Raw genomic sequence first — 20487 nt, 5'->3', positions numbered from 1 at the left:
GCCTTGTTTGTGATATAATCTAGCCCAAAAATTAAGGTTTGCTTCTTGATAAAACTAGATCGGCGTATTTTAACACATTTTGATTTTATTCAGCCGTTTTTAATAATCCCAATCATAGCCATCTCTTACATCCTAGTTTCCGAAGCAAACGACGTCTTAGCAAACAAACAGCTTGTATATTTTGGTATCGGATTTGTTTCATTTTGTGTCGCATTTTTATTGCCCATTAGGCGTATAGACTGGATCATTCCGATGTTTTACTGGGTCTGCATTGTGCTGCTTTTAAGCGTCGATCTCTTTGGCGTTAGCAAGCTAGGAGCCAAACGCTGGCTAGAAATTCCTTTTGTTCACTTCACACTTCAGCCATCAGAACTGATGAAACCAGCTTTTTTACTAATGCTAGCCTATCTCATCAAACAGCGTCCTCCAGAAGCTAATGGATACGGAGTAAAAGATTTTTTAAAGCTTAGTTTTTACATACTTTTGCCATTTGCGCTCATTATGAAAGAGCCTGATCTTGGCACCGCACTCATACTTTTAATAGTTGGCTACACTATCCTTTTTGTCATCGGCGTAAATAAGAAAATTTGGATCACTATCATCCTTGCAATAGGCTTTTTGGCGCCGGTTTTGTATGAAAATTTGCATGATTATCAGAAAAAGAGGATTCACGATTTTATCGCTGAAGAGCCAAGCTATCACGTCAAACAAAGCATCATCGCCATAGGTAGTGGTGGACTCAAAGGCAAGCCAAAAGATGAGGCAACTCAGACACACTTTAAATTTTTGCCAATCGCCACAAGTGACTTCATCTTTGCCTACAATATCGAGCGTTTTGGCTTTTATGGTGGATTGTTTTTGCTTGGACTTTATGGAGCACTTATAACACATCTTTTAAGTTTAAATTACGGCCTAAAAAACGACTATTTTACGCAAGTTACCACAACGGGGATTGCTGCACTTATTTTCGTTTATGTGGGTGTAAATGTCTCAATGACGATAGGTTTTGCACCAGTTGTAGGTGTGCCGCTACCATTTTTTAGTTACGGCGGAAGTAGTTTTGTTACATTTATGGTGCTTTTTGGAATTTTGCAAAATTTGCTAACTTTTAGATTTGATAGAACTTATAGCTTTATAAAAATTCACTTCTAAAATTTTCTCTGCAAGTATCAAGCTTTGTATTTTTTGATGCAAGAATTTATGGCGTTTATAAGATATTTTATATCCTCTTTTGTATGCGTGTAGTGAATGCTAACACGCACCCAGCCAGGCTTTTCGTCAAAAATGGTATTATCTTTTAGATTAAGCAAATCATGTCCATACGGCCCAGCACAATCACAGCCTGCGCGTGTTTGTATACCAAAATCACTACTTAGGCTCGCAGCAAAATCATAAGGCGAAATGCCTTTTACATTAAATGCAAAAATAGGTAATCTGTCTAAATTTTCAGGGCAATAATTTATCACCTCATCTATCTTTTCTAGCTCTTTGCAAAACATCTCGCCTAACTCACATTCAGCTACTTTGATATTATTAAGTCCGATTTCGTTTCTTAGTTTATAGGCTAAATTTGCACGGATTAGCTGCATTATCGGCGGTGTACCGCCCTCTTCTAAATTTTCAACTTCACTAGTAAAAACATGCGATGTCCTGCTTACGTACTTGACTGTGCCTCCTGCTGCAAATGTAGGCAAATTTTTACAAAGCTCTTTTTTGATAGCCAAAAGCCCACAACTCCCAACTCCTCCAAGTAGTTTGTGAGGCGAGAGAAACAGTGCGTCAAAATATCTGCAATCAACATTTTCATAAGCACTAAGAGTGGCCACATCAAGAGCCAAAATACCATTATATTTTTTAATCAGCGAGTAAATTTTTTTATAATCAGTTTTAACGCCAGTGACGTTTGAGGCAGCACTAAAGCTAGCTATTATCTTTCTTTTTGTATTTTGCTTTAATGTATTCTCAAGCATCGCATAATCTATCTCATTATTTTCATCAAGCTCTATACGTTTTATATCACAAAGCCCTTCTCTTAAGCTAACTTCAACGGAGTGATGCTCATAAGGGCCAATGATCGCTAGTGGCAAGTTTAATTTTCTTAAATTTGCTTTACCGATCAAAACTCTTGTAGCTGGTGAGATATAAATTCCCATTATCTCCTGAAATTTCTTTATCGCAGCCGTTGCCCCTTGACCAGTCGCAATAAGATAAAAACTATCATCAAGGCCCAATAAGCTTTTTAACTCAGCTCTTGCATTTTCATAGCATTTTTGCGTTAGCACTGCGCTTGAACTACTATCTGAGTGAGTGTTTGCGTAGGTTTTTAAAAATTTTAAAATTTCATCTTCAATGGGCTTATAAGCAAGACCTGAAGCTGTGTAGTCAAAATAATAAAGACCCTCTTTTAAAATGATATTTTTTCTTACTTCATCGATATTTAGCAATGTTTTCCTTTTATTTAAAGCAGGGATTATAATGAAATTTTGATAAAAAAGCTTGCAAAACAAGCATCTTTTAAAGCAATAAATTTCTTTGTAAATTTTCTATATTTTTCTTTATCGTGCCATCTTTATATATAGCAGATATTAAGGCGACCATGTCTGGCTTTACTCTAGCGACACTTGCAATGTTGCTAGCATTTATGCCTCCTATGACACATACATTCATTTCCATTTCTTTTGCTTGTAATATAGTTTCGATCTTGCAAAGCGGTACATTTGGCTTTGTAGGGCTTTTAAACATCGCTCCAAAAGCCACATAGCTTGCACCATTTTGCTTTGCTTTAAGAGCAAGATCTAAACTATCATAACAACTAACGCCAACATACGCATCATCTCCTAAAATTTCAAACGCCTCTTTTATGCTCGCATCATCTTTTCCCAAATGCACGGACTTTGCACCTATATGAGCAGCAAATAAAATATCATCATTTACGATAAATCTGGCTCCAAATTTTTCGCATAGGTTGAAAATTTCACTAGCCAGTCTCTCATTTTTAGGTATTTTTTTGGAGCGAAATTGGAAAAATTTAACCCCACACTCTAAAATTTCTTTAGTGTATTGCAAGGCTAAATTTTCAGGCATCAGCACATCGTCACTAATCGCATAAATTTCAGCCATTTATACCGACTTTATGATTTAGTAGGCGTTTGCCAAATTTTGTCGTAATTGCATTTTTAATAGCATTTAAAATGTATCTTTTGGCTAGCTTTATGGCCTCTTCTTTGGTGTGTCCATTTGCCAGCAAGCAGGCCAGCGCACTTGCAAAGCTACATCCAGCCCCATGCATGATCTCTGGTTTTATTAGTGGCTCTTCAAATTTAAGCACATCACCATTTTTTTTAAAAAGAGTATCTTCGCAAATTTCTGCAACCGTGCTTCGCTTTAAGATCATATCGCAAGGTAAATTTTTGCTATCAAGCTCCAAAACTTTGGCTTCATCGATATTTGGCGTAATAATGTCTGCAAATTTAAAAAGCTCTTTTAAGCTTGCTATCGCGTCATCTTCTAGTAGCTTTGAGCCTGATTTTGCTACGCAAACTGGGTCTATTACTATTTTAATGCCTTGCTTATGAAATTTTTCAAGCCAAGAGCCAACGCAAGATATAAGCTCTTTATTAAAAAGCATACCAACCTTTATGGCATCTATGTTTAGCTCTTCGTCTACCATTTTGATTTGTTCATTTAGATTTGTAACATTTGTAGCAAAGATATTGCTAACGCCATTTGTATTTTGTGCCGTAAGAGCCGTGATAGCCGTCGCTGCGTAGCAAGAAAATGCCTCGCATGTCTTAATATCAGCCTGCACGCCAGCACCACCAACACTATCACTTCCTGCAATGATTAATATATTTTTCATCTATCTCCCTTGCAACCTGAAATTTTATCAACACTAAAAGGATCATCGACCTTCCAAATGCTTGAATACTTCTTAATGCTATTTTTTAATGCATCTACTAAATAATCCACGTCTTGTAGCGTATGCGTATAGTGGAGTCCAGCCCTTACCCAGCCTGGCTTATGGGTAAATAGTGCATCTTCTTTTAAATGAAGCAAATCGTGTCCATACGGCCCAGCACAAGAACATCCTGCACGCGTTTGAATGCCGTATTCTTTACTTAAAACTTTGGCTAATTCATAAGACGAAACACCAGTCACATTAAAAGCAAATATCGGCAAACGCTTTATGTTATTTGGATGATAGCACGTAAGCTCAGGAATTTCTGTTAGTCTTTTCTCAAAATACTCTCCAAGCTCGCTCTCGTTTTCATATATTGTCTCAAATCCTATCTCATTTCTTAGCCTATAAGCCAAATTTACCCTTATAAGTCCTAAAATAGGCGGAGTGCCAGCCTCTTCTAGCTGCTCACTATCTTTTACAAATATAGCGTAGTTTTTGCTGACATAACTTACCGTTCCACCACCAGCAAATGTCGGCTCATCTGAGTTTGCAAGTATCTTTTTTATAGCAAGAAGCCCACAACTTCCAACTCCACCAAGTAATTTATGTGGCGATAAAAAAAGAGCATCAAAATAGTCACAATCAATATTTCCATAAGCGCTAAAACTTGCAGCATCAAATGCCACAATGCCGCCATAAGATTTTATAAGAGTATAAATTTTGCGGTAGTCACTCAAAACCCCAGTCACATTTGAAGCCACACTAAAAGTTGCGATGATCTCACGACCGACATTTATCCTTAAAATTTGCTCCAAATGATTAAAGTCGATCCCTCCATTTTTATCAAGCCTGATACGCTCAACCTCACAAAGTGCTTGCCTAAAGCTTATCTCATTTGAATGATGCTCATAAGGGCCAAGCACAACAAGTGGAGAATTTTCATCTGGCTTTAGGGCATATCTTTTTTTTAACGCTGGCGGTGCATAAATTCCTAAAATTTCTTGAAATTTCTTTATCGCGCCGGTAGCTCCATTGCCACAAGCAAAAAGATAAAAACTATCATCAAGTCCTAGCAAGCTTTTTAATTCACGTCTTGAATCTTCATAAATTTGAGCGGTTTTATAGGCATTTGATGAGCTGATAGAGTGTGTATTTGCGTATGTTTGAAGTATTTTTGCTATCTCATCTTCGATAGGTTTATAAGCTAGCCCTGAAGCTGTAAAATCAAAATAATAAATGCCATTTTTTAAAATTATATTTTCTCTAATATGCTCTAAATTTACCAAATCACAACCCTTGTTTTTTGCGTAGCATTATAGATTACTTTAGCTAAAATATACTACAATGCCCAAATAAAGGAGCCAATATAAAAGCTTTAAAATCAACATTTGAGCGAATGAAACACCTAGATATAAATGAACTTATTAAATTTCATCTCGTCTTTGATGAGTTTGATTTAAAGCACTCATATTATGATGTTTTTGAAGCGATCGAGGCTGAAATTTTAAACAACTTCTTAGCCTTGATGCCAAAATTTTACTTCGAATCCGATACAAACGATGCTATAAAATCTGCCCTCATAAAACTCGCACGAAGCGATAGAAAAAAATTTAATGTAAATAAAATTTTACCTCAAAGCCTAGCTAGCAAAGTCTACGCAAAGCTTTTTGAAAAGAATTTTTTACTGCTAGAAAAAAGTAGAGAAGTACTTCCAAAAAGATCAAAAAACCAAATGCTAAAAAAAGAAGAAAGGGGCTATAAAGTTGAGGATAAAATACATTTTAATAGCCATTTTTCAAGGTTTTGGTTTAGATTTATAGAGCCAAATTTAAGCTTGCTAAAAGCTGGTAGAAATGATGAAATTTTAGCCATCATAAAAAAGGAATTTGACGAATATGCAAGCCTTGGATTTGAAATTTTATGCGGTGAACTCATGGCAAAAAAATTTATGATTAATGGCATATTTTTAAGTAGCTTTTGGAGCAGAAATATAGAGCTTGATATGCTATTAAATATAGGTGGCAAGATCATAGTCGGCGAGGCAAAATACAAAGAGAGAAAGGTTTGTAAAAACGTGCTAAATTTACTATTAAAAAAATGCGAAAAACTAAATATCAGGCCAGATATTATTGCTCTTTTTTCAAAGAGTGGATTTAGTAGCGAGCTAAGAAATTTAAAGGATGAAAGGCTAAGGCTTTATGAAATTAGCGATTTTGAGGAACTTTTAAAATGAACGAACACGATATTCAAGCTGGCTTAAAAAGCCTGATAGAGCAGACTTATCTGATAGAAAATGAATATAAAAATTTAACATCATCTTACGCAAACTTGCAAAATTTCATTAAAGATATTGTGGAAATTCTGCCAAATGCTATCTGGGTATTAGATGAAAATGATGAGATCTTTTTACAAAACTCAGAAGCAGTAAGACTTGGTAAAATTTTTAAAGAGATACCAAAAAAAGAGGGCGAGATAAATGTAGATGGGCAAATTTATCTTTTTAAAACAAGCTCTAAAGACAATAAACTAATAATCTCTGCAACAAACATAACAGTAGAAAAACGCACCGAGCGCCTTGCCTCTATGGGCCAAGTAGCAGCTCACCTAGCCCACGAGATCAGAAATCCAGTGGGCTCTATCTCGCTTTTAGCTTCAACTCTACTTAAAAGAGCTGATGAACGCACAAAGCCTATCGTAAATCAAATACAAAAAGCTACATGGCGAGTCGAACGCATAATCAAAGCCACTCTACTTTTCACAAAAGGCCTTAACATAAATGCGCAAATTTTTGACTTTTCGCGGCTTAAAAAAGAGTGCGAAGAGGCTATAAATTTTTACGACTATTCAAAGGATATTAAATTTAGCCTAGAATTTCCAGATGGCAAATATATGGGTGACCTTGATCTACTTGCCATCGTTTTTCAAAATATTTTATTTAATGCCATTGATGCCATCGAAGAGAGCGATGATGATGAAGGAGAGATCATTTTAAGCTATGAAAAAACACCGAGTGAGCATAAATTTATCATTTACGATAGTGGCGAACCTATCAAAGACAAAGCTATAGTTTTTGAGCCATTTAAAAGCAGCAAGCTAAAAGGAAACGGCCTTGGACTGCATCTGTGTTTGCAGATCATAGAGGCTCACAAAGGCAGTATCGAGATCACGCTAAATCCAAAAACATTTTGCATAAATTTACCAATAAAGGAGTAAGAATGAACATACAAAACGAACTTGAGGCTTTTAAAAAATCTCTTCAAACGCTTGATTTGAGAGAAATTTCAAACGATGGAGCAAAAAATGTTGCATTTATTTGCATCGATATGATAGAGGCTTTTGCTGGTAGTGGTGCGCTCGCTAGTCAAAGAGTGGCTGCCTTATCAAAAGGGATCGCGACACTTTTTGATAGAGCGTGGAAAGATTTTGGCTTTAGAAATTTTATCCTTATAGAAGATAGGCACACCAGTGATTCAAAAGAATTTGAGAATTTTCTGCCACATGCCATACTTGATACAAATGAGATAAAAACCGTAAAAGAGATAGAAAATCTAAGCTTTTTTAAAGAGTTCAAGACATTTTATAAAAACTCTTTAAGCATTGCGTTTAATAAAGAATTTGAGAAATTCTTAGAAGAGCATCCAGAGCTAGACACCTTTATAGTCACTGGGGATTGCACTGATATGTGCGTTTATCAGTGCGTTAGTTATCTTAAACTACGAGCCAATGAATATAATAAAAAATCAAGAGTTATCGTGCCGTTTGATCTTACGCAAACGTACGATATACCAGGACATAATGGCGATTTTTACCACGAGATGTTTTCTCTTCATATGAAGCTAGCACTTGGCGCTGATGTGGTAAATGGTATTAAATTTTAAAGCTTACTTGAAATATTTATGAGCCTATTTAGCTCGTCAAATTTAAAGCTAAGCTCGTATTTATTCGATACGATTTCATTAGGGCTTTCGCTAAATTTCATATCACAGCTTAGCAAAAGTCCTTTTATAAAGATTTTGTGATCTAGCTCGTAGCTGCTTAAACACTCATTTACTACGCCTAAAAGCTCATTTGCAAGCACTGGCTTCTTCAAAGACCACATCTGATCTAAAAGCCACATACGCCGCTCCTCCCTCGTACTCTATCCTATAATAATTTTGCTCATTAAAAGCGGTGCAAAGAACCATACTAATCGTGTGACCATTGAAATTTTCATCTAGGTCAAATTTGTGGCGTGCTAAATGCACTAAGTCCAAATTTTTCGCCAAACTCACGTGCTTTATTTGCAAGCTTGAGTAACCGCTCATCAAAGCCATTTATATTTTCATAACCCCAAAGCCACGTATTTGACGAGAAACTTTCAGAGCCAATAAACTGCATGTCAAACTCACGCCCATCAAAGTAAATTTTGCCACTATCAAAATCAACCTGCCAGTTGCTACCTTCAACAAGTAGCTTAAATGCACGTTTTTGAAGTAATGTCGCTTTGCCAACACATGCGCTAAAAAGCTCGCTCCAGTTACTTTTATCTACGCCAAGCTTATCTAAAAACATCGCTTCTCCAGGCCTTAGCAAGCTATTGCTTGAAGTGCTTTTTCTTTAAAGCTATCATTTACAACAAATTTTGTCTTATAGACAAAAATTTGAGCCGTACTTTCATTTTTTATCTTAATAACAAGACGTTTATCGTTGTTTGTACCACTTTTTATATGTTCGTTATAGCCAAGATTATAAAGGCTAGTTATCTTATCTTTGCTAAGCTCACTAAGGCATAAAAGTACCTCTAGCTCGGCATATTCTCTTGCTCTTTGAGGCGTGCTAGCTTCTTCATTTTTAGAAAATTTAGAGTTTTGTTTTAGTTTTCTTGTCTTAAAGTCTAAATTTTGTGCATCTTCTAGGCTATAAACCTCGTTTAAATTTGTCCTTACAAATTGATCATCTTTTGTGATATTTATCCTAAAAGCATAAGGCAGGTCGCGTTTTGCCTCGTCCTTTACGATATCTTCGATGTTACCAAGCTCTCTTTCAAAGACTGCGATCTCGATATTTCCGTGAAAATCAAGCACATTTATAGTGCCCATTTTCTTGCCACTTTTGGTTATCCTTGTGCTAAAGTCTTCGATCTTACCAACGACTAAAATTTCAGCACTTTGTGGCAAGCTCTCAAATTCTGAGCTTAGAGTATATTTTATCTTGTTGATCTCGTCTTTATAATCATCAAGCGGGTGGCCTGAGAGGTAGATACCAACGCTCTCTTGCTCAAATTTTAAAATTTGCTTGATGTCAAATTCGTCATTTATCGTGACAAAATTTATCTTCACATCGTTCATGCTCTCATCTTCGCCAAATAAACTCTCAACTGCATTTTTACGGATCTGAGCAGCACTCTTGCAAGCTTCTATGATATTTTCTACATTTTGCATAAGCATCTTACGACTAAAGCCAAACTCATCAAAGCAACCAGCTTTTATGAGACTTTCAAAGACCTTTTTATTTACTTTAAATGGATCGATCCTTGAAACAAAGTCGTCCATACTCTTAAACTCGCCATTTGCTTCACGCTCAGTGATAATGTTTTCAATAGCCGCTCCGCCAACGCCTTTAATCGCACCAAGCCCAAAGATAATGCCATCATGATCACCATTTTTAACGACGCTAAATTCTTTGGTTGATTTGTTGATAGATGGTGGCAAAGTGTCTATATTTATGCGTTTTATCTCATCGATATAGCGAACGATCTTATCGACGTTGCTCTCTTCACTTGTAAGAAGTGCGGCCATAAATTCAGCTGGGTAATAGGCCTTAAGATAAGCCGTCTGAAATGTGACGTAGGCGTAAGCTGCGGAGTGAGATTTATTAAAGCCATATCCTGCAAATTTTACAATTAGCTCGAAAAGATCGTCTGCTTTTTGTCCATTTAGCCCTTTTGCCTCAGCTCCTTTTACAAACTCACCCTTTAGCCTGTCCATCTCTTCTTTAATCTTTTTACCCATCGCACGGCGTACAAGGTCCGCCCCACCAAGGCTAAAGCCGCCTATGGCTTGAACGATTTGCATAACTTGCTCTTGATAGACGATAACGCCGTATGTTGGCGCAAGGATTGGCTCAAGCTCTTTAAATGAGTAGGTTATCTCGGCCTCGCCATGTTTTCTTTTGACAAAATCATCGAGCATGCCACTCTCCATCGGTCCTGGGCGGTAGAGTGCTAGCATCGCGACGATGTCCTCGAAGCAGTCTGGACGCAAACTAGTTCCTAGCTTTCTCATGCCTTCGCCCTCGATTTGGAAAATTCCTATCGCTTGGCCACTTTGTATCATTTTATAAACATTAGAATCGTTTTTATCGATCTGCTCCCAAATGATATCCTTGCCAGTTCGTTGTTTTACCAGCTTTATGGCATTATCGATAACCGTTAGTGTTTTTAGTCCAAGAAAGTCAAATTTAATTAAATCCACATCCTCAAGATATTTAAGGCTATACTGCGTAACATAGCGATCTTCTGGGCTGTTTGGCTGACGAAATAGCGGAGTTTTGTTCCACAGCTCCTCATTTGAGATAACGACACCTGCTGCGTGCTGACCAGCGTTTCTATTTAGCCCCTCAAGATCAAGTGCAAATTTCCAAATTTTAGCTGCCTTTGGATTTTGGCTGATGAGCTCAGCTATCTTTGGCTCTTTTTCATAAGCATCTTTTAGCGTAATACCAAGTTCATCAGGTATTAGCTTTGCCATCGCATCGGCTTCAGCATAAGGCATATCGCAAACCCTAGCAACATCTCTTATAACACCTTTTGCGAGCAATTTACCAAATGTAATAACGCCAGCAACGTTAAATTTTCCGTATTTTTGCGTAACATAGTCGATGATCTCGCCACGTCTGCTTTGACAAAAATCCACGTCGATATCTGGCATGCTAACACGTTCTGGGTTTAGAAACCTCTCAAAAAGTAGGTTGTATGGGATCGGATCAAGGTCGGTGATCTTTAGCGAGTAAGCGACCAAGCTACCAGCCGCAGAACCACGTCCTGGGCCAACTGGCACACCTCTACTTTTGGCCTCATTTATGAAGTCCCAAACGATCATCATATAGCCTGGGAAATTCATTTTATTGATTATGCCAATCTCTATCTCAAGACGCTTTTTGTATTCGTCATGTAAATTTTCAGGGACAAATTTTAGCCTCTCTTCAAGACCTTTTCTACATTCATATTCAAAAAACACAGCATCATTTTTAAAGCTATATCTATTTTCAGGCTCTGGGAGGGTTAAATTTCTCTCTTTTGCATACTCAAGTGTAAATTTAAAATTTGGCGGAGTTGGGTTGCCAAGCTTGATCTCAAGGTTGCACTTATCCACTATCTCTTGGGTATTTTCTATCACTTCAGGGATATCTAAAAATAGCTCACTCATTTGCTCTTTGCTTTTTACAAAAAACTCATGGACGCTGTGGCGAAGTCGGTTTGGATCATCTAAAGTTTTGTTCATCGCGATACACATAAAAACCTCATGAGCGTCGGCTCGCTCTTTAAAAGTGTAGTGAGTATCGTTTGTAGCGATAACCTTTATGCCAGTCTCTTTAGCGATGCGTAAAATATCATCATCAATGCGTTTTTGATCGCCGATGCCGTGACGCATGATCTCAAGATAAAAGTCATCTCCAAAAATTTCTTTATACTCAAGCGCGACCTCTTTTGCTCTCTCATAGCCCTTTGCGCCAAATTTCACATTGCGATCACTTAAATTTAGATGCCAACTCACCTCACCCTGCAAGCAAGCAGAGCTACAAACCAAGCCCTCGCTGTGCTCTTTTAAGATTTTCTTATTTATACGAGGGTAGTAATAAAAGCCCTCGATGTAGCTCATGGAGCTAAGATACATTAAATTTTTATAGCCAGTCTCGTTTTTGGCGATTAGTATAAGGTGAAAGCGCTGTTTAGTACTCTTGTCATCAAGCTGCTCGCCATTATGAACGTAAGCTTCGATGCCAATTAGCGGTTTTATCCCCTCTTTTTTCATCGCCTTGTAAAAATCTATCGCTCCAAACATATTGCCGTGATCTGTGATAGCCGCTGCTGTGTCGCCTCTATCATGAAGCACGTGAGCTAGCTCTTTTATCTTGTTCGCTCCGTCAAGTAGGGAGTATTCGGTGTGTAAATGCAGGTGCGTAAAGCTAGAATTTTCACTCATTTTTTATCCTTTTTTAATGAGTGGATTTTACAAAATTTTGGCTAATAAGGTGCTTGATGAAAACTTAATGGGAGCTTTAAAATTTTATAGAATTTGTAGTTTATGGCTAAGAACAAAGCGCGCTATCATCTGACACACTATGCTATTAAGGTCTTGTAAATTTTAAAATTTATGAACGAGTAATTTCGGCTCTAAAATTTGAGCTAAGCGGTCAGTGAAGTCAAAATTTAGTAGTCAATTCTTGCGAGTGAGTTAAGTTTTAAAATTTGAAAATAGTAAATTTCTATTTTTGAAATCCCAACTTTAAATTTATGAACTCTTTTATTCAAAAGGGAGACAAGGGGACTCGAGTTACGAGGCCGTCCCCTTATCCCCCTTTTTAAATCCCCCAAACCCCTCGCACGTTCAAGGTGCATGCAATGGTGCTGGCGCACTGCATGCGTTCTATTCAAAAAAAGCCTCCCTCGAATTTTAAAGAGTAATTTCGGCTCTAAAATTTGAACTAAGCGGTCAGTGAAGCCAAAATTTAGTAGTCAATTCTTGTGAATGAATGGAATTTAAAATCTATAAAATGAAAAAGAATTAGATCGCGGACTAAGCCGCAATCCATTATAGATAAACTGGGATATTTGTGTGTTCTAAGAAAAATCTTGAAGTGCCACCAAGCACCATTTCCATAAGACCATTTTCACCATATCTGCTAGCAACGATTAGATCAGCATTTCTATCAATAGCTGCTTTTAAAAGCGCTTCACCAGGTATCATCGTGGTAGCGATCACTTCAAAAGTGGCTGATATGCCATGAATTTTGAAGTACTCTTCAAGCTTTTTAAGATTTAGTTCGGCATTATCGCCAAGGCTTGCTTTTGAGGTAATGCACTGAACATTTTTTGCCTTTTTTAAAAGATCGATCGAGCCTGTTAATGCCCTTGAGCTTTGCGTCGTACCAGTCCAGCTAACAAGGATATTATCGGCTTTAAACTCACGCATTTTTCTAGGTATTACAATCGCATTTTTACCGCTTTTTAAAACAGCTGACTCAAATGTACCAGTGATCTTTCCATCAAGTGGCACGGCAGCCACTACTAGATCGCAAAATTTACTCTCTTGCTCCACTATCGCACTTCTTTTACCACTGTGAATCGTAAAATTTGCAGTGCAAACATCTTCAATGATTTCACTAGTTACTTTTATGCCAAGCTCAGCACAAATTTTATTGAAAATTTTCTCATTCTCTTCATGCTCGACAGCTAGTTCAGATTTAGCTGATTTTAGAAATTCCTCAAAAAGCACTCCTCCACGAAGCGTCATTTTCATATTATAAACTACGCTTGGGTCAAGCTGGCAAGTCATAATTTCCATATGTGTGTTAAACCACTGAGCAACCTTTAGGGCACCATAAATTCTTGGCTCGATATCGTCTCCAGCTCCTATTGGAAAAAGCAACTTTTTGTATTTCATCATCTATCCTTTAAAATTTATTCGACTAAAGAGAGCGAAATTTTATTTCCTTTTTGCTCGCTCACACATACTTTGATCTGGTCGCCTACATTTAATGGAGTTTTTATCTTTGAGATATGAAGCAAGCCATCAATGCCATCTTTTAGCTCGATAAACACACCAAAATCAACCACACTCTTTACAGTTCCCAAAAACTCATCACCGATATTAAAATTTGGTTTTGAACGTTCTTTGTCGTGTTTAAACGGCTTTTTGCCAAATGAACGTCCATTGTCTTTTGAAGTGATAGAGATGATGTAATCTTTTGCAGCATCAACATTTTTCTTTGCTCCACCTGCGATTTTAACTTCACCTTTTTCTCTATCAAGATCGATTGAGACTTCAAATTTTTCAATGATCTCTTTTATAGTCTTGCCAGCTTGTCCGATGATGTCTACGATCTTGCTTGGATCGACACTAAATAGTTCAAGCTTTGGAAGCACATCTTCATTTATTTCTATATTTTTATCCGCTTCTGCCATCAAAGATAAGATATGCTCTCTACCACGTTTTGCTTGATAAAGTGCCTCTTTTAGCACTTCTAAGCTAATGCCACCAAGCTTAATATCCATCTGAAGTGCTGTGATACCATCGCTTGTACCTGCTACTTTAAAGTCCATATCACCGTCATGATCTTCAAGCCCCATGATATCTGTTAGTACTGCGTGTTTATCGCCTTCAAATATTAATCCCATAGCGACACCTGCGACAAGTTTTAAAGTATTTACGCCAGCTGCCCTAAGTGCAAGAGAGCCACCACAAACGCTAGCCATCGAACTTGAGCCGTTGCTCTCTAAAATTTCTGAAACGACTCTTATTGTGTATGGTGATGCTAGATCAATGCTTGGCGCAAGGGCACGTTTGGCCAAATTTCCATGTCCAAGCTCGCGTCTACCAGGAGCTTTTAGTGGGCTTGCCTCACCTACGCTAAAGCCCGGGAAGTTGTAGTTAAACATAAATTTCTCTACAAAAGGTACTTTTTCAGTGAGGATGTCATACATTTGAGCGTCGCTGTCAGTGCCAAGAGTAGTGACAACTAGGGCTTGTGTCTGTCCTCTTGTAAAGAGGCATGAGCCATGTGCATTTGGAAGCACATTTGTTTCGATACTAATAGGCCTAACCTCTTCAAGACCACGTCCATCAGCTCTTACGCCTTCATTTATTATCTGCTCTCTAACGATTTTCTTTTTATATTTGCCAAGGACATTTGTGATGACAGCCTCGTCCCAGCCCTCTTTTTGAGCGACCTCATCGCTTGAAATTTGTTTCGCGATCTTGCTAAGTTCGCTCGCACGCTCGCTTTTTGCCATTTGATTGATCGCGTTTTTAACCTCTGCTTTATAAAATTTATCGATATAAATAGCGATATTTTCATTTTCTATTTCAGGTTTTAACTCAAGCGCAGCGTCCTCTTTTTTATGCTCTTTGAAAGCTTCTTCGTAAGCACTGCTAGCCCTTAATATCGCCTTACCAGCAAAATCAATCGCCTCAACCATCATATCTTCGCTAAATTCATTCATCAGCTGTTTTTGAGCCATGCTATCACTTAAGCTTGGATCTATCATCGGCTCGATCGCGACCATCGGGATAAGCTGCGTAGTTTGCTGAGGCAAGCTTCTCATCTCGATCATCAAAAGCTCATCTTTTGTTCCAGCCACGTATAGATCGATCGCGCTTTGTTTTAGTTCAGAGTTGCTTGGGTTGATCACAAATTTTTCATCTATATAACCAACTCTCACGCCACAAACTGGGCGATTTACAGGTATGTCGCTAAGATATAGTGCAACAGAGGCTGCATTTAGGCTCACAACTTGCAAATCAACTTCAGGATCAGCTGAAAGCACCATTACAACGATTTGAGTTGGATATGCGTAACCTTTTGGAAAGAGCGGTCTAAGAGATCTATCGATGATGCGAGCTGTTAGCGTTTCAAAGTCGCCTGGCTTTGTCTCACGCTTAACATATCCACCAGGAATTTTTCCAGCAGCGTAAGCTTTTTCAATGTATTGCACCGTTAAAGGTAAAAAATCCTCCTCAACTTGTGTGTCTTCTCTTGCAACAGTTGCTAAAACGACGGTATTTTTCACCCTTAAAAGCACTGCTCCGCTAGCTTGTTTTGCTACTTTATTAAGGTCAAAAATTTCAACCTGATTATTGACTTCTATACTATATTGCATTATTTTTATCTCCTTGTTGTTTTTGTAACGGCAAATAATAAGGGCTCTCTTCTAATATTGACATGATACGCTCACTCGTAGCTTCGATCTTTTTCTCGTAATACGAATCCACATCGATAAAATCAACGATCTTGTTTATCGTGTAAATTTCATCAACCATATCATTTAAATTTATAAAGACATCAGTAGCAATCACTGGCGTTGCGTATGAGATGGATTTTACCTTCACATCAAGTAACGTCTTTATGCAAATGAGTGCCGTCATACCAGTCTCGCACCCCTCATCGATTAGTAAAATATTTTTATCTTTTAGCTCTCCTATCAAATTTCCTTTTCGGTATTTATAAACGTTTTTTAAAATTTTCTCTTCATATTTTCTATGTGCTTCGCCGTAAATATAGTCATAGCTTATATTAAAAGCTTTTATAAGTTTATCATTTAAAACTATATCTTCGGTTTCACTGACTATTGCAACGTCACACTCACTGTTGTTTGGCGCAGGTATTGGCTCGCTAAAGAGCATCTCGTAGCTTAAATTTAAACTTCTACAAACTGCATCTGTGAGTATAACTGACTCAAGTGACATACAAACGACTATCGTCTTTTTATCTACGAGCTCTTTTTTTGGCAAAATTTCAATTAGCTTGCTAGCTGCTTCTAATTGATCCTTAAATTTAGCCGTTATCATTTAGTTGGCACTCGATTTTGTGCTACTTTGCGAAAAGTCATAGTGCAAACCGCCCATTGGATAGAAATTTATCGTAAAATAAATACCATTTTTTCTGGTTGATGCTGAGCCGTTTATTGTTGTTGTTGGCTCGACATCTTGTTGATAAATTATCCCGTAATTCCAGCATTTTCTTTGATGAAGCACACCAACTCTCCAGCTTTTTGTGTAGCTTCGCTCGATATCATATTGCCAGCCACCAATAAGACTATATTGATGAGGTAATTTTACTCCAAGACTACTTGTAAAATAGCTATCTTTTGTTGCGCTATTTTTTATTTTGCTATCATTTTTCTTCATAGTGTGAAGCATATTTAGCCAAAATAAATCATTTGTGTATGAAAATCCACTTTGTATCTTTTTAAGCTCTTTGCTCTTGTGTGAATACTCAAGCTTATTATAAAGGCTTAAATTTTCAAATGGATATAGATAGATAGCATTTTTTAAATTCGAATATTCATCTTCTTTTGTGTAATATCCTTGAGAAATACTATGTTTTATAATCTTTCTACCATTAGAGTTAAAGAAATACTGAGTCAAATAACCAGAAATTTCTTCCTTACTCTGCTCTTGAGTCAAGAAATTTTCATACTCATTTAGATTTTTATCATAGATAAACTCATCATCTAAATTTCCTTTTCTATAGCCTGGTAGTAGGTATTCAGCTCCAAAATTTAGAGTGTGATAAAAGCTTTCATACGCTTTTGCAAGGTCAGTGTGAAGGGCAAATTTATGGTAATTATTTACAAAATTTGTATGCTTATCTTCTCTTTTATCATCAAATGAATTTATCTTATTCTCGTAATTTATTCTTGAAGCGTATAGGTACTCGTAAAATGAAAACGTTAAACTATCATCAAGCAGTGGCGCATGCACTGAAGCTGGGAGCGTAAATTCATACTGAGTCGCTCTAACGCCTATTTTTCTATCATATCTATGTGACTGAAGATCGAGTGAATATAAGATATTTGGCAAGACAATATCATCTGTAAATTTATGATACTGAAGCGATGGAAGCTCTTGAAGCGTGTCTTTGTTCTCATTTTTTGAGCCAATTTTTTCAGTATCTATGTAGTATTTTGCATAAGCACCAAAATAATGATCGTCATTTGCGATGAAATAGTTAAATTTAGAAGTTACAAGCGAATCATAATCATCATCTCTGCCCTTTAAATTTAAATAATCTATATCATTTAGCTTCGTTGCGTCTATCCAAATTCCCTCTTGCAAATCCGCCTCACTAAGGTATCTTATAAGCTTATCTCTTTCGTATTTTAGTCCAATACCTTTATGTGTTTTATTTTTTAGTTCAGCCTTATTTGAGGTCTCTCCTTTTTGCTTGGCTTGGTAGCTGTTTTTATCAGTAAATGAGCCAAAGCTTATTTCACCCCTTGAATCAGGCGACTCAGTAAATCTAAACGCACCATAAATTCCAGCACCTCTGTTTGTTCTTATCTGCGGATCAAGCTCGAAGTCCCACTCATTATAAGGTGCAAAATAAATCGGCTGTTTGTAATAAAAGCCTTCAGATTTTCCGTATCCAAGCTCAGGCGGCAAAAGGCCTGTTCTTCTTGTGGTATCTGTTGAAAAACCAAAATATGGCAAATAAAAAACTGGCACATTAGCTATACGAAAGACTGGGTTAAAAAGATGTAAAAATTTGCTTTGTTTATTTAGCATAGCTGAGCTTGAGGTGATACTCCAGTCAGGATCTTGGACATTACAACTTGAAACTATCGCTTTTTTTACTCTATAGTACTCACTGTCAGAGCTGCTTTCATCGCTTCTCATCCATACTTCCATGTCTTTATTCATCATAAAAAGCGATTCAAAAGCAGTGTCATTATTTTTTAAATTTAACTTTGCATAGTTTGAGCGAGAGACTTCGCTCTTTCCTTTCATCATGTTGACATTTCCAAAAAGCTCGATAATCGAATTATTTTGATCATACACAGCACAATCAGCTGTCACAAGATAATCTTGTGAATATACAACAACATTTTTATTAGCCGTGACGATGCCTTTATCTTGCTTTACATCATCGGCCAAAAGCTGTACATCTTGCACAGCTGCACTTAGATTTAAAATACAAACCGGAACTAAAAATAAAATTTTACGCATTTATCACCACTGTTTTTGCTATTTTGTCTTGCCAAGTCTGCCTAGCTGGATTTGCAAATGCCCATGCAAAACCAAGATAAAAACAAGCTTCACTAACCAACCTAAAAATCGCTCTTACCAAGCTTGAAATAAAATTTGGTCTATCTAAAATTTCTACATTAATGCACATCGTCTTTGTTAGCATTTGCCCAAGACTCGCGCCATAATACCAAACAAAAAATGTATGATAAATAATCTTTAGTGCGACTATTTGCCAAAAGAAATTTAAAGTCAAATTTCTGGCTTCATCATAGCTCATAACCGACAAAAAGGCATCCCAGTAAATGATCAAAAACAAAAAAGAAACAATACATTCATCAATTGAGTAAGCTAGCACTCTTTTTGAAAATGGCGCTAGCGAAATTTCTTCTTTTTCAAGTTTTTCAACTATCTGCATACTCATTTTAATGCCTGCCAGGCAATATCTTTTCTATAATGTGCTCCGTCAAATTTTACATTTTCGCAAAGCTCATAAGCTCTATCACGTGCCTCTTTTATACTCTTCGCAGTGGCCACGCAGACTAATACTCTGCCACCATCTGCATAAATTTCTCCGCCTTGCTCGCTAACACCAGCATAAGCAATGTGAGCATCTTTTACATCATTTAAAACTGAAATTTTAGCTTTTGGACTACTTTTATACGGATAGTTCTTACTAGCCATCACAACGCCAACTACAAATTCATCTTTTAATCTTATGGGCTTTAGCTCACCTTTTGCAGCGTTTAGTAAAATTTCACTCAGATCCCCGTCTATTAACGGCATCAAGACCTCGCACTCTGGATCGCCAAATCTCACGTTAAACTCAAGCACATAAGGCTCATTTTTCACAATCATCAGTCCCACAAAAAGCACTCCACAAAATGGACTGCCCTCGTTTTTCATCCCTTTTAAAGTTGGCTTTACAATCTCTTCTTCGACCCTTTTTATAAGTTCTTTTGAAGCAAGCGGACTTGGAGCATAAGCACCCATGCCACCAGTATTTGGACCTTCGTCATTATCAAGCAGACGTTTATGATCTTGAGCTACTGGCAAGCTTACAAAATTTTCTCCGTCGCAAATGGCAAAAAAACTTAGCTCAAAGCCATCCAAAAACTCTTCAACTACCACAAATTTACCAGCCTCGCCAAAGCTAGCTCCACTTAACATGTCGCTAACTGCCTCTTTGGCCTCCTCTTTAGAATTTGCGATTATAACGCCTTTGCCAGCACAAAGGCCATCGGCCTTTACGACCATCGGCGCGCTTAGGGTATCAATAAATTTAAATGCTTTTTCTTTATCATCTGTATTTAAATATCTTGCGGTTTTTATGTTATTTCTAGCCAAAAAGTCCTTCATGTAGGCTTTGCTAGCTTCAAGTCTAGCAGCTGCTTTGCTTGGTCCAAATATAAGCAAGCCCTCTTTTTTAAAGATATCCACTACACCTTCACTAAGCGGTGCTTCAGGGCCCACGATAGTTAGAGCAATATCATTTTGTTTAGCAAATTTTGCAAGCTCATAAAAGTCTTTTATCTTCAAATTCTCACCAAGGCGTGAGGTTGCACCATTTCCCGGCGCAAAGTATAAATTTATATTTTTTTCGTTTTTTAGTTTTAGAGCAATGGCGTATTCGCGGCCGCCACTTCCTATTATGAGAATATTCATTTCATCTCCGTAAATTTAAAAAACCCGAGTGGGCGTCGCATAGAAGAGTGGCCCATAAACAAAGCCAATCTTGCAAATAGATGGATACCAAACGGTTGCAACTTCTCGCCTTTTCAGACTCAAACGAAGCCACATCACAAGGCACCCATACCTTTTCGCTAACAAAAAAGTGTTGGACCCCGTAAAATGCTGACT

The 20487-nt window shown here is 37.4% G+C and carries 17 protein-coding genes; 4 read left to right on the top strand and 13 right to left on the bottom strand.

Going from position 1 to position 20487, the window contains the following annotated elements:
- Positions 1-45 precede the first annotated feature (45 nt).
- Positions 46-1152, top strand: coding sequence for an FtsW/RodA/SpoVE family cell cycle protein (locus CVT05_RS01600; protein ID WP_103560396.1), 1107 nt, complete (start codon positions 46-48; stop codon positions 1150-1152).
- 17 nt (positions 1153-1169) lie between these two features.
- Here CVT05_RS01600 and CVT05_RS01595 read toward each other — a convergent pair whose 3' ends face one another.
- The 4 genes from CVT05_RS01595 to CVT05_RS01580 form a co-directional block, all read right to left on the bottom strand.
- Positions 1170-2444: an aminotransferase class V-fold PLP-dependent enzyme gene (locus CVT05_RS01595; RefSeq protein ID WP_107697593.1), complete on the bottom strand. Its 1275-nt coding sequence runs from the start codon at positions 2442-2444 to the stop codon at positions 1170-1172.
- A gap of 70 nt (positions 2445-2514) precedes the next feature.
- The gene (gene thiE, locus CVT05_RS01590) at positions 2515-3120 is read right to left on the bottom strand and encodes a thiamine phosphate synthase (protein ID WP_107697592.1); all 606 of its coding nucleotides are present in this window, start codon (positions 3118-3120) and stop codon (positions 2515-2517) included.
- Entirely contained in the window at positions 3113-3859 is a 747-nt protein-coding gene (locus tag CVT05_RS01585; RefSeq protein WP_107697591.1) for a hydroxymethylpyrimidine/phosphomethylpyrimidine kinase, read from the bottom strand. Before CVT05_RS01585 ends, thiE begins: the two co-directional genes overlap by 8 nt.
- On the bottom strand, positions 3856-5187 hold the full coding sequence (locus CVT05_RS01580) for an aminotransferase class V-fold PLP-dependent enzyme (protein WP_107697590.1): 1332 nt from the start codon (positions 5185-5187) through the stop codon (positions 3856-3858). Before CVT05_RS01580 ends, CVT05_RS01585 begins: the two co-directional genes overlap by 4 nt.
- A 110-nt stretch (positions 5188-5297) precedes the next feature.
- Between CVT05_RS01580 and CVT05_RS01575 the strand changes: the two genes are divergently transcribed.
- Genes CVT05_RS01575 through CVT05_RS01565 form a run of 3 tightly spaced genes read left to right on the top strand, consistent with a single transcriptional unit; the run spans position 5298 to position 7779 of the window.
- Positions 5298-6134 (top strand): DUF234 domain-containing protein, encoded by an 837-nt coding sequence (locus CVT05_RS01575; RefSeq protein ID WP_107697589.1) that lies wholly within the window; start codon positions 5298-5300, stop codon positions 6132-6134.
- Entirely contained in the window at positions 6131-7114 is a 984-nt protein-coding gene (locus tag CVT05_RS01570) for a sensor histidine kinase (protein WP_107697588.1), read from the top strand. The genes CVT05_RS01575 and CVT05_RS01570 overlap by 4 nt, the downstream gene beginning before the upstream one ends.
- Before the next feature lie 2 nt (positions 7115-7116).
- Positions 7117-7779 (top strand): cysteine hydrolase family protein, encoded by a 663-nt coding sequence (locus tag CVT05_RS01565; protein WP_107697587.1) that lies wholly within the window; start codon positions 7117-7119, stop codon positions 7777-7779.
- On the opposite strand, the gene CVT05_RS09300 is transcribed toward CVT05_RS01565, so the two are convergent.
- The 9 genes from CVT05_RS09300 to purD all read right to left on the bottom strand — a co-directional run bounded on the left by CVT05_RS09300 (position 7776) and on the right by purD (position 20292).
- A complete protein-coding gene (locus CVT05_RS09300; RefSeq protein ID WP_199906722.1) occupies positions 7776-8018 on the bottom strand; it encodes a hypothetical protein in 243 nt (80 codons plus the stop codon). The two genes, CVT05_RS01565 and CVT05_RS09300, sit on opposite strands and share 4 nt — an antisense overlap.
- A gap of 101 nt (positions 8019-8119) precedes the next feature.
- Positions 8120-8473 carry a DUF6882 domain-containing protein gene (locus CVT05_RS09295; protein ID WP_199906721.1) on the bottom strand — a complete coding sequence of 118 codons (354 nt, stop codon included), beginning with the start codon at positions 8471-8473 and terminating at the stop codon, positions 8120-8122.
- On the bottom strand, positions 8467-12084 hold the full coding sequence (dnaE, locus tag CVT05_RS01555; RefSeq protein WP_107697586.1) for a DNA polymerase III subunit alpha: 3618 nt from the start codon (positions 12082-12084) through the stop codon (positions 8467-8469). Before dnaE ends, CVT05_RS09295 begins: the two co-directional genes overlap by 7 nt.
- Before the next feature lie 609 nt (positions 12085-12693).
- Positions 12694-13545 (bottom strand): universal stress protein, encoded by an 852-nt coding sequence (locus CVT05_RS01545; protein WP_103624438.1) that lies wholly within the window; start codon positions 13543-13545, stop codon positions 12694-12696.
- Between the two features lie 17 nt (positions 13546-13562).
- Positions 13563-15761, bottom strand: a complete 2199-nt coding sequence (locus CVT05_RS01540; RefSeq protein WP_107697585.1) for a polyribonucleotide nucleotidyltransferase — start codon at positions 15759-15761, stop codon at positions 13563-13565.
- Positions 15751-16449: a sodium:proton antiporter gene (locus CVT05_RS01535; RefSeq protein WP_103640248.1), complete on the bottom strand. Its 699-nt coding sequence runs from the start codon at positions 16447-16449 to the stop codon at positions 15751-15753. Before CVT05_RS01535 ends, CVT05_RS01540 begins: the two co-directional genes overlap by 11 nt.
- Positions 16450-18609 carry an LPS-assembly protein LptD gene (locus CVT05_RS01530; RefSeq protein ID WP_107697584.1) on the bottom strand — a complete coding sequence of 720 codons (2160 nt, stop codon included), beginning with the start codon at positions 18607-18609 and terminating at the stop codon, positions 16450-16452.
- Entirely contained in the window at positions 18602-19051 is a 450-nt protein-coding gene (locus tag CVT05_RS01525) for an RDD family protein (RefSeq protein WP_054197002.1), read from the bottom strand. Before CVT05_RS01525 ends, CVT05_RS01530 begins: the two co-directional genes overlap by 8 nt.
- Positions 19048-20292, bottom strand: a complete 1245-nt coding sequence (purD, locus tag CVT05_RS01520; RefSeq protein WP_107697583.1) for a phosphoribosylamine--glycine ligase — start codon at positions 20290-20292, stop codon at positions 19048-19050. The genes CVT05_RS01525 and purD overlap by 4 nt, the downstream gene beginning before the upstream one ends.
- Positions 20293-20487: the final 195 nt, after the last annotated feature.

Source organism: Campylobacter concisus (genome assembly GCF_003049705.1).
In the GTDB taxonomy this organism is placed as follows: domain Bacteria; phylum Campylobacterota; class Campylobacteria; order Campylobacterales; family Campylobacteraceae; genus Campylobacter_A; species Campylobacter_A concisus_AR.
The sequence above is the reverse complement of the archived record's forward strand: the minus strand, read 5'-3'. Positions and strand labels throughout refer to the sequence as shown.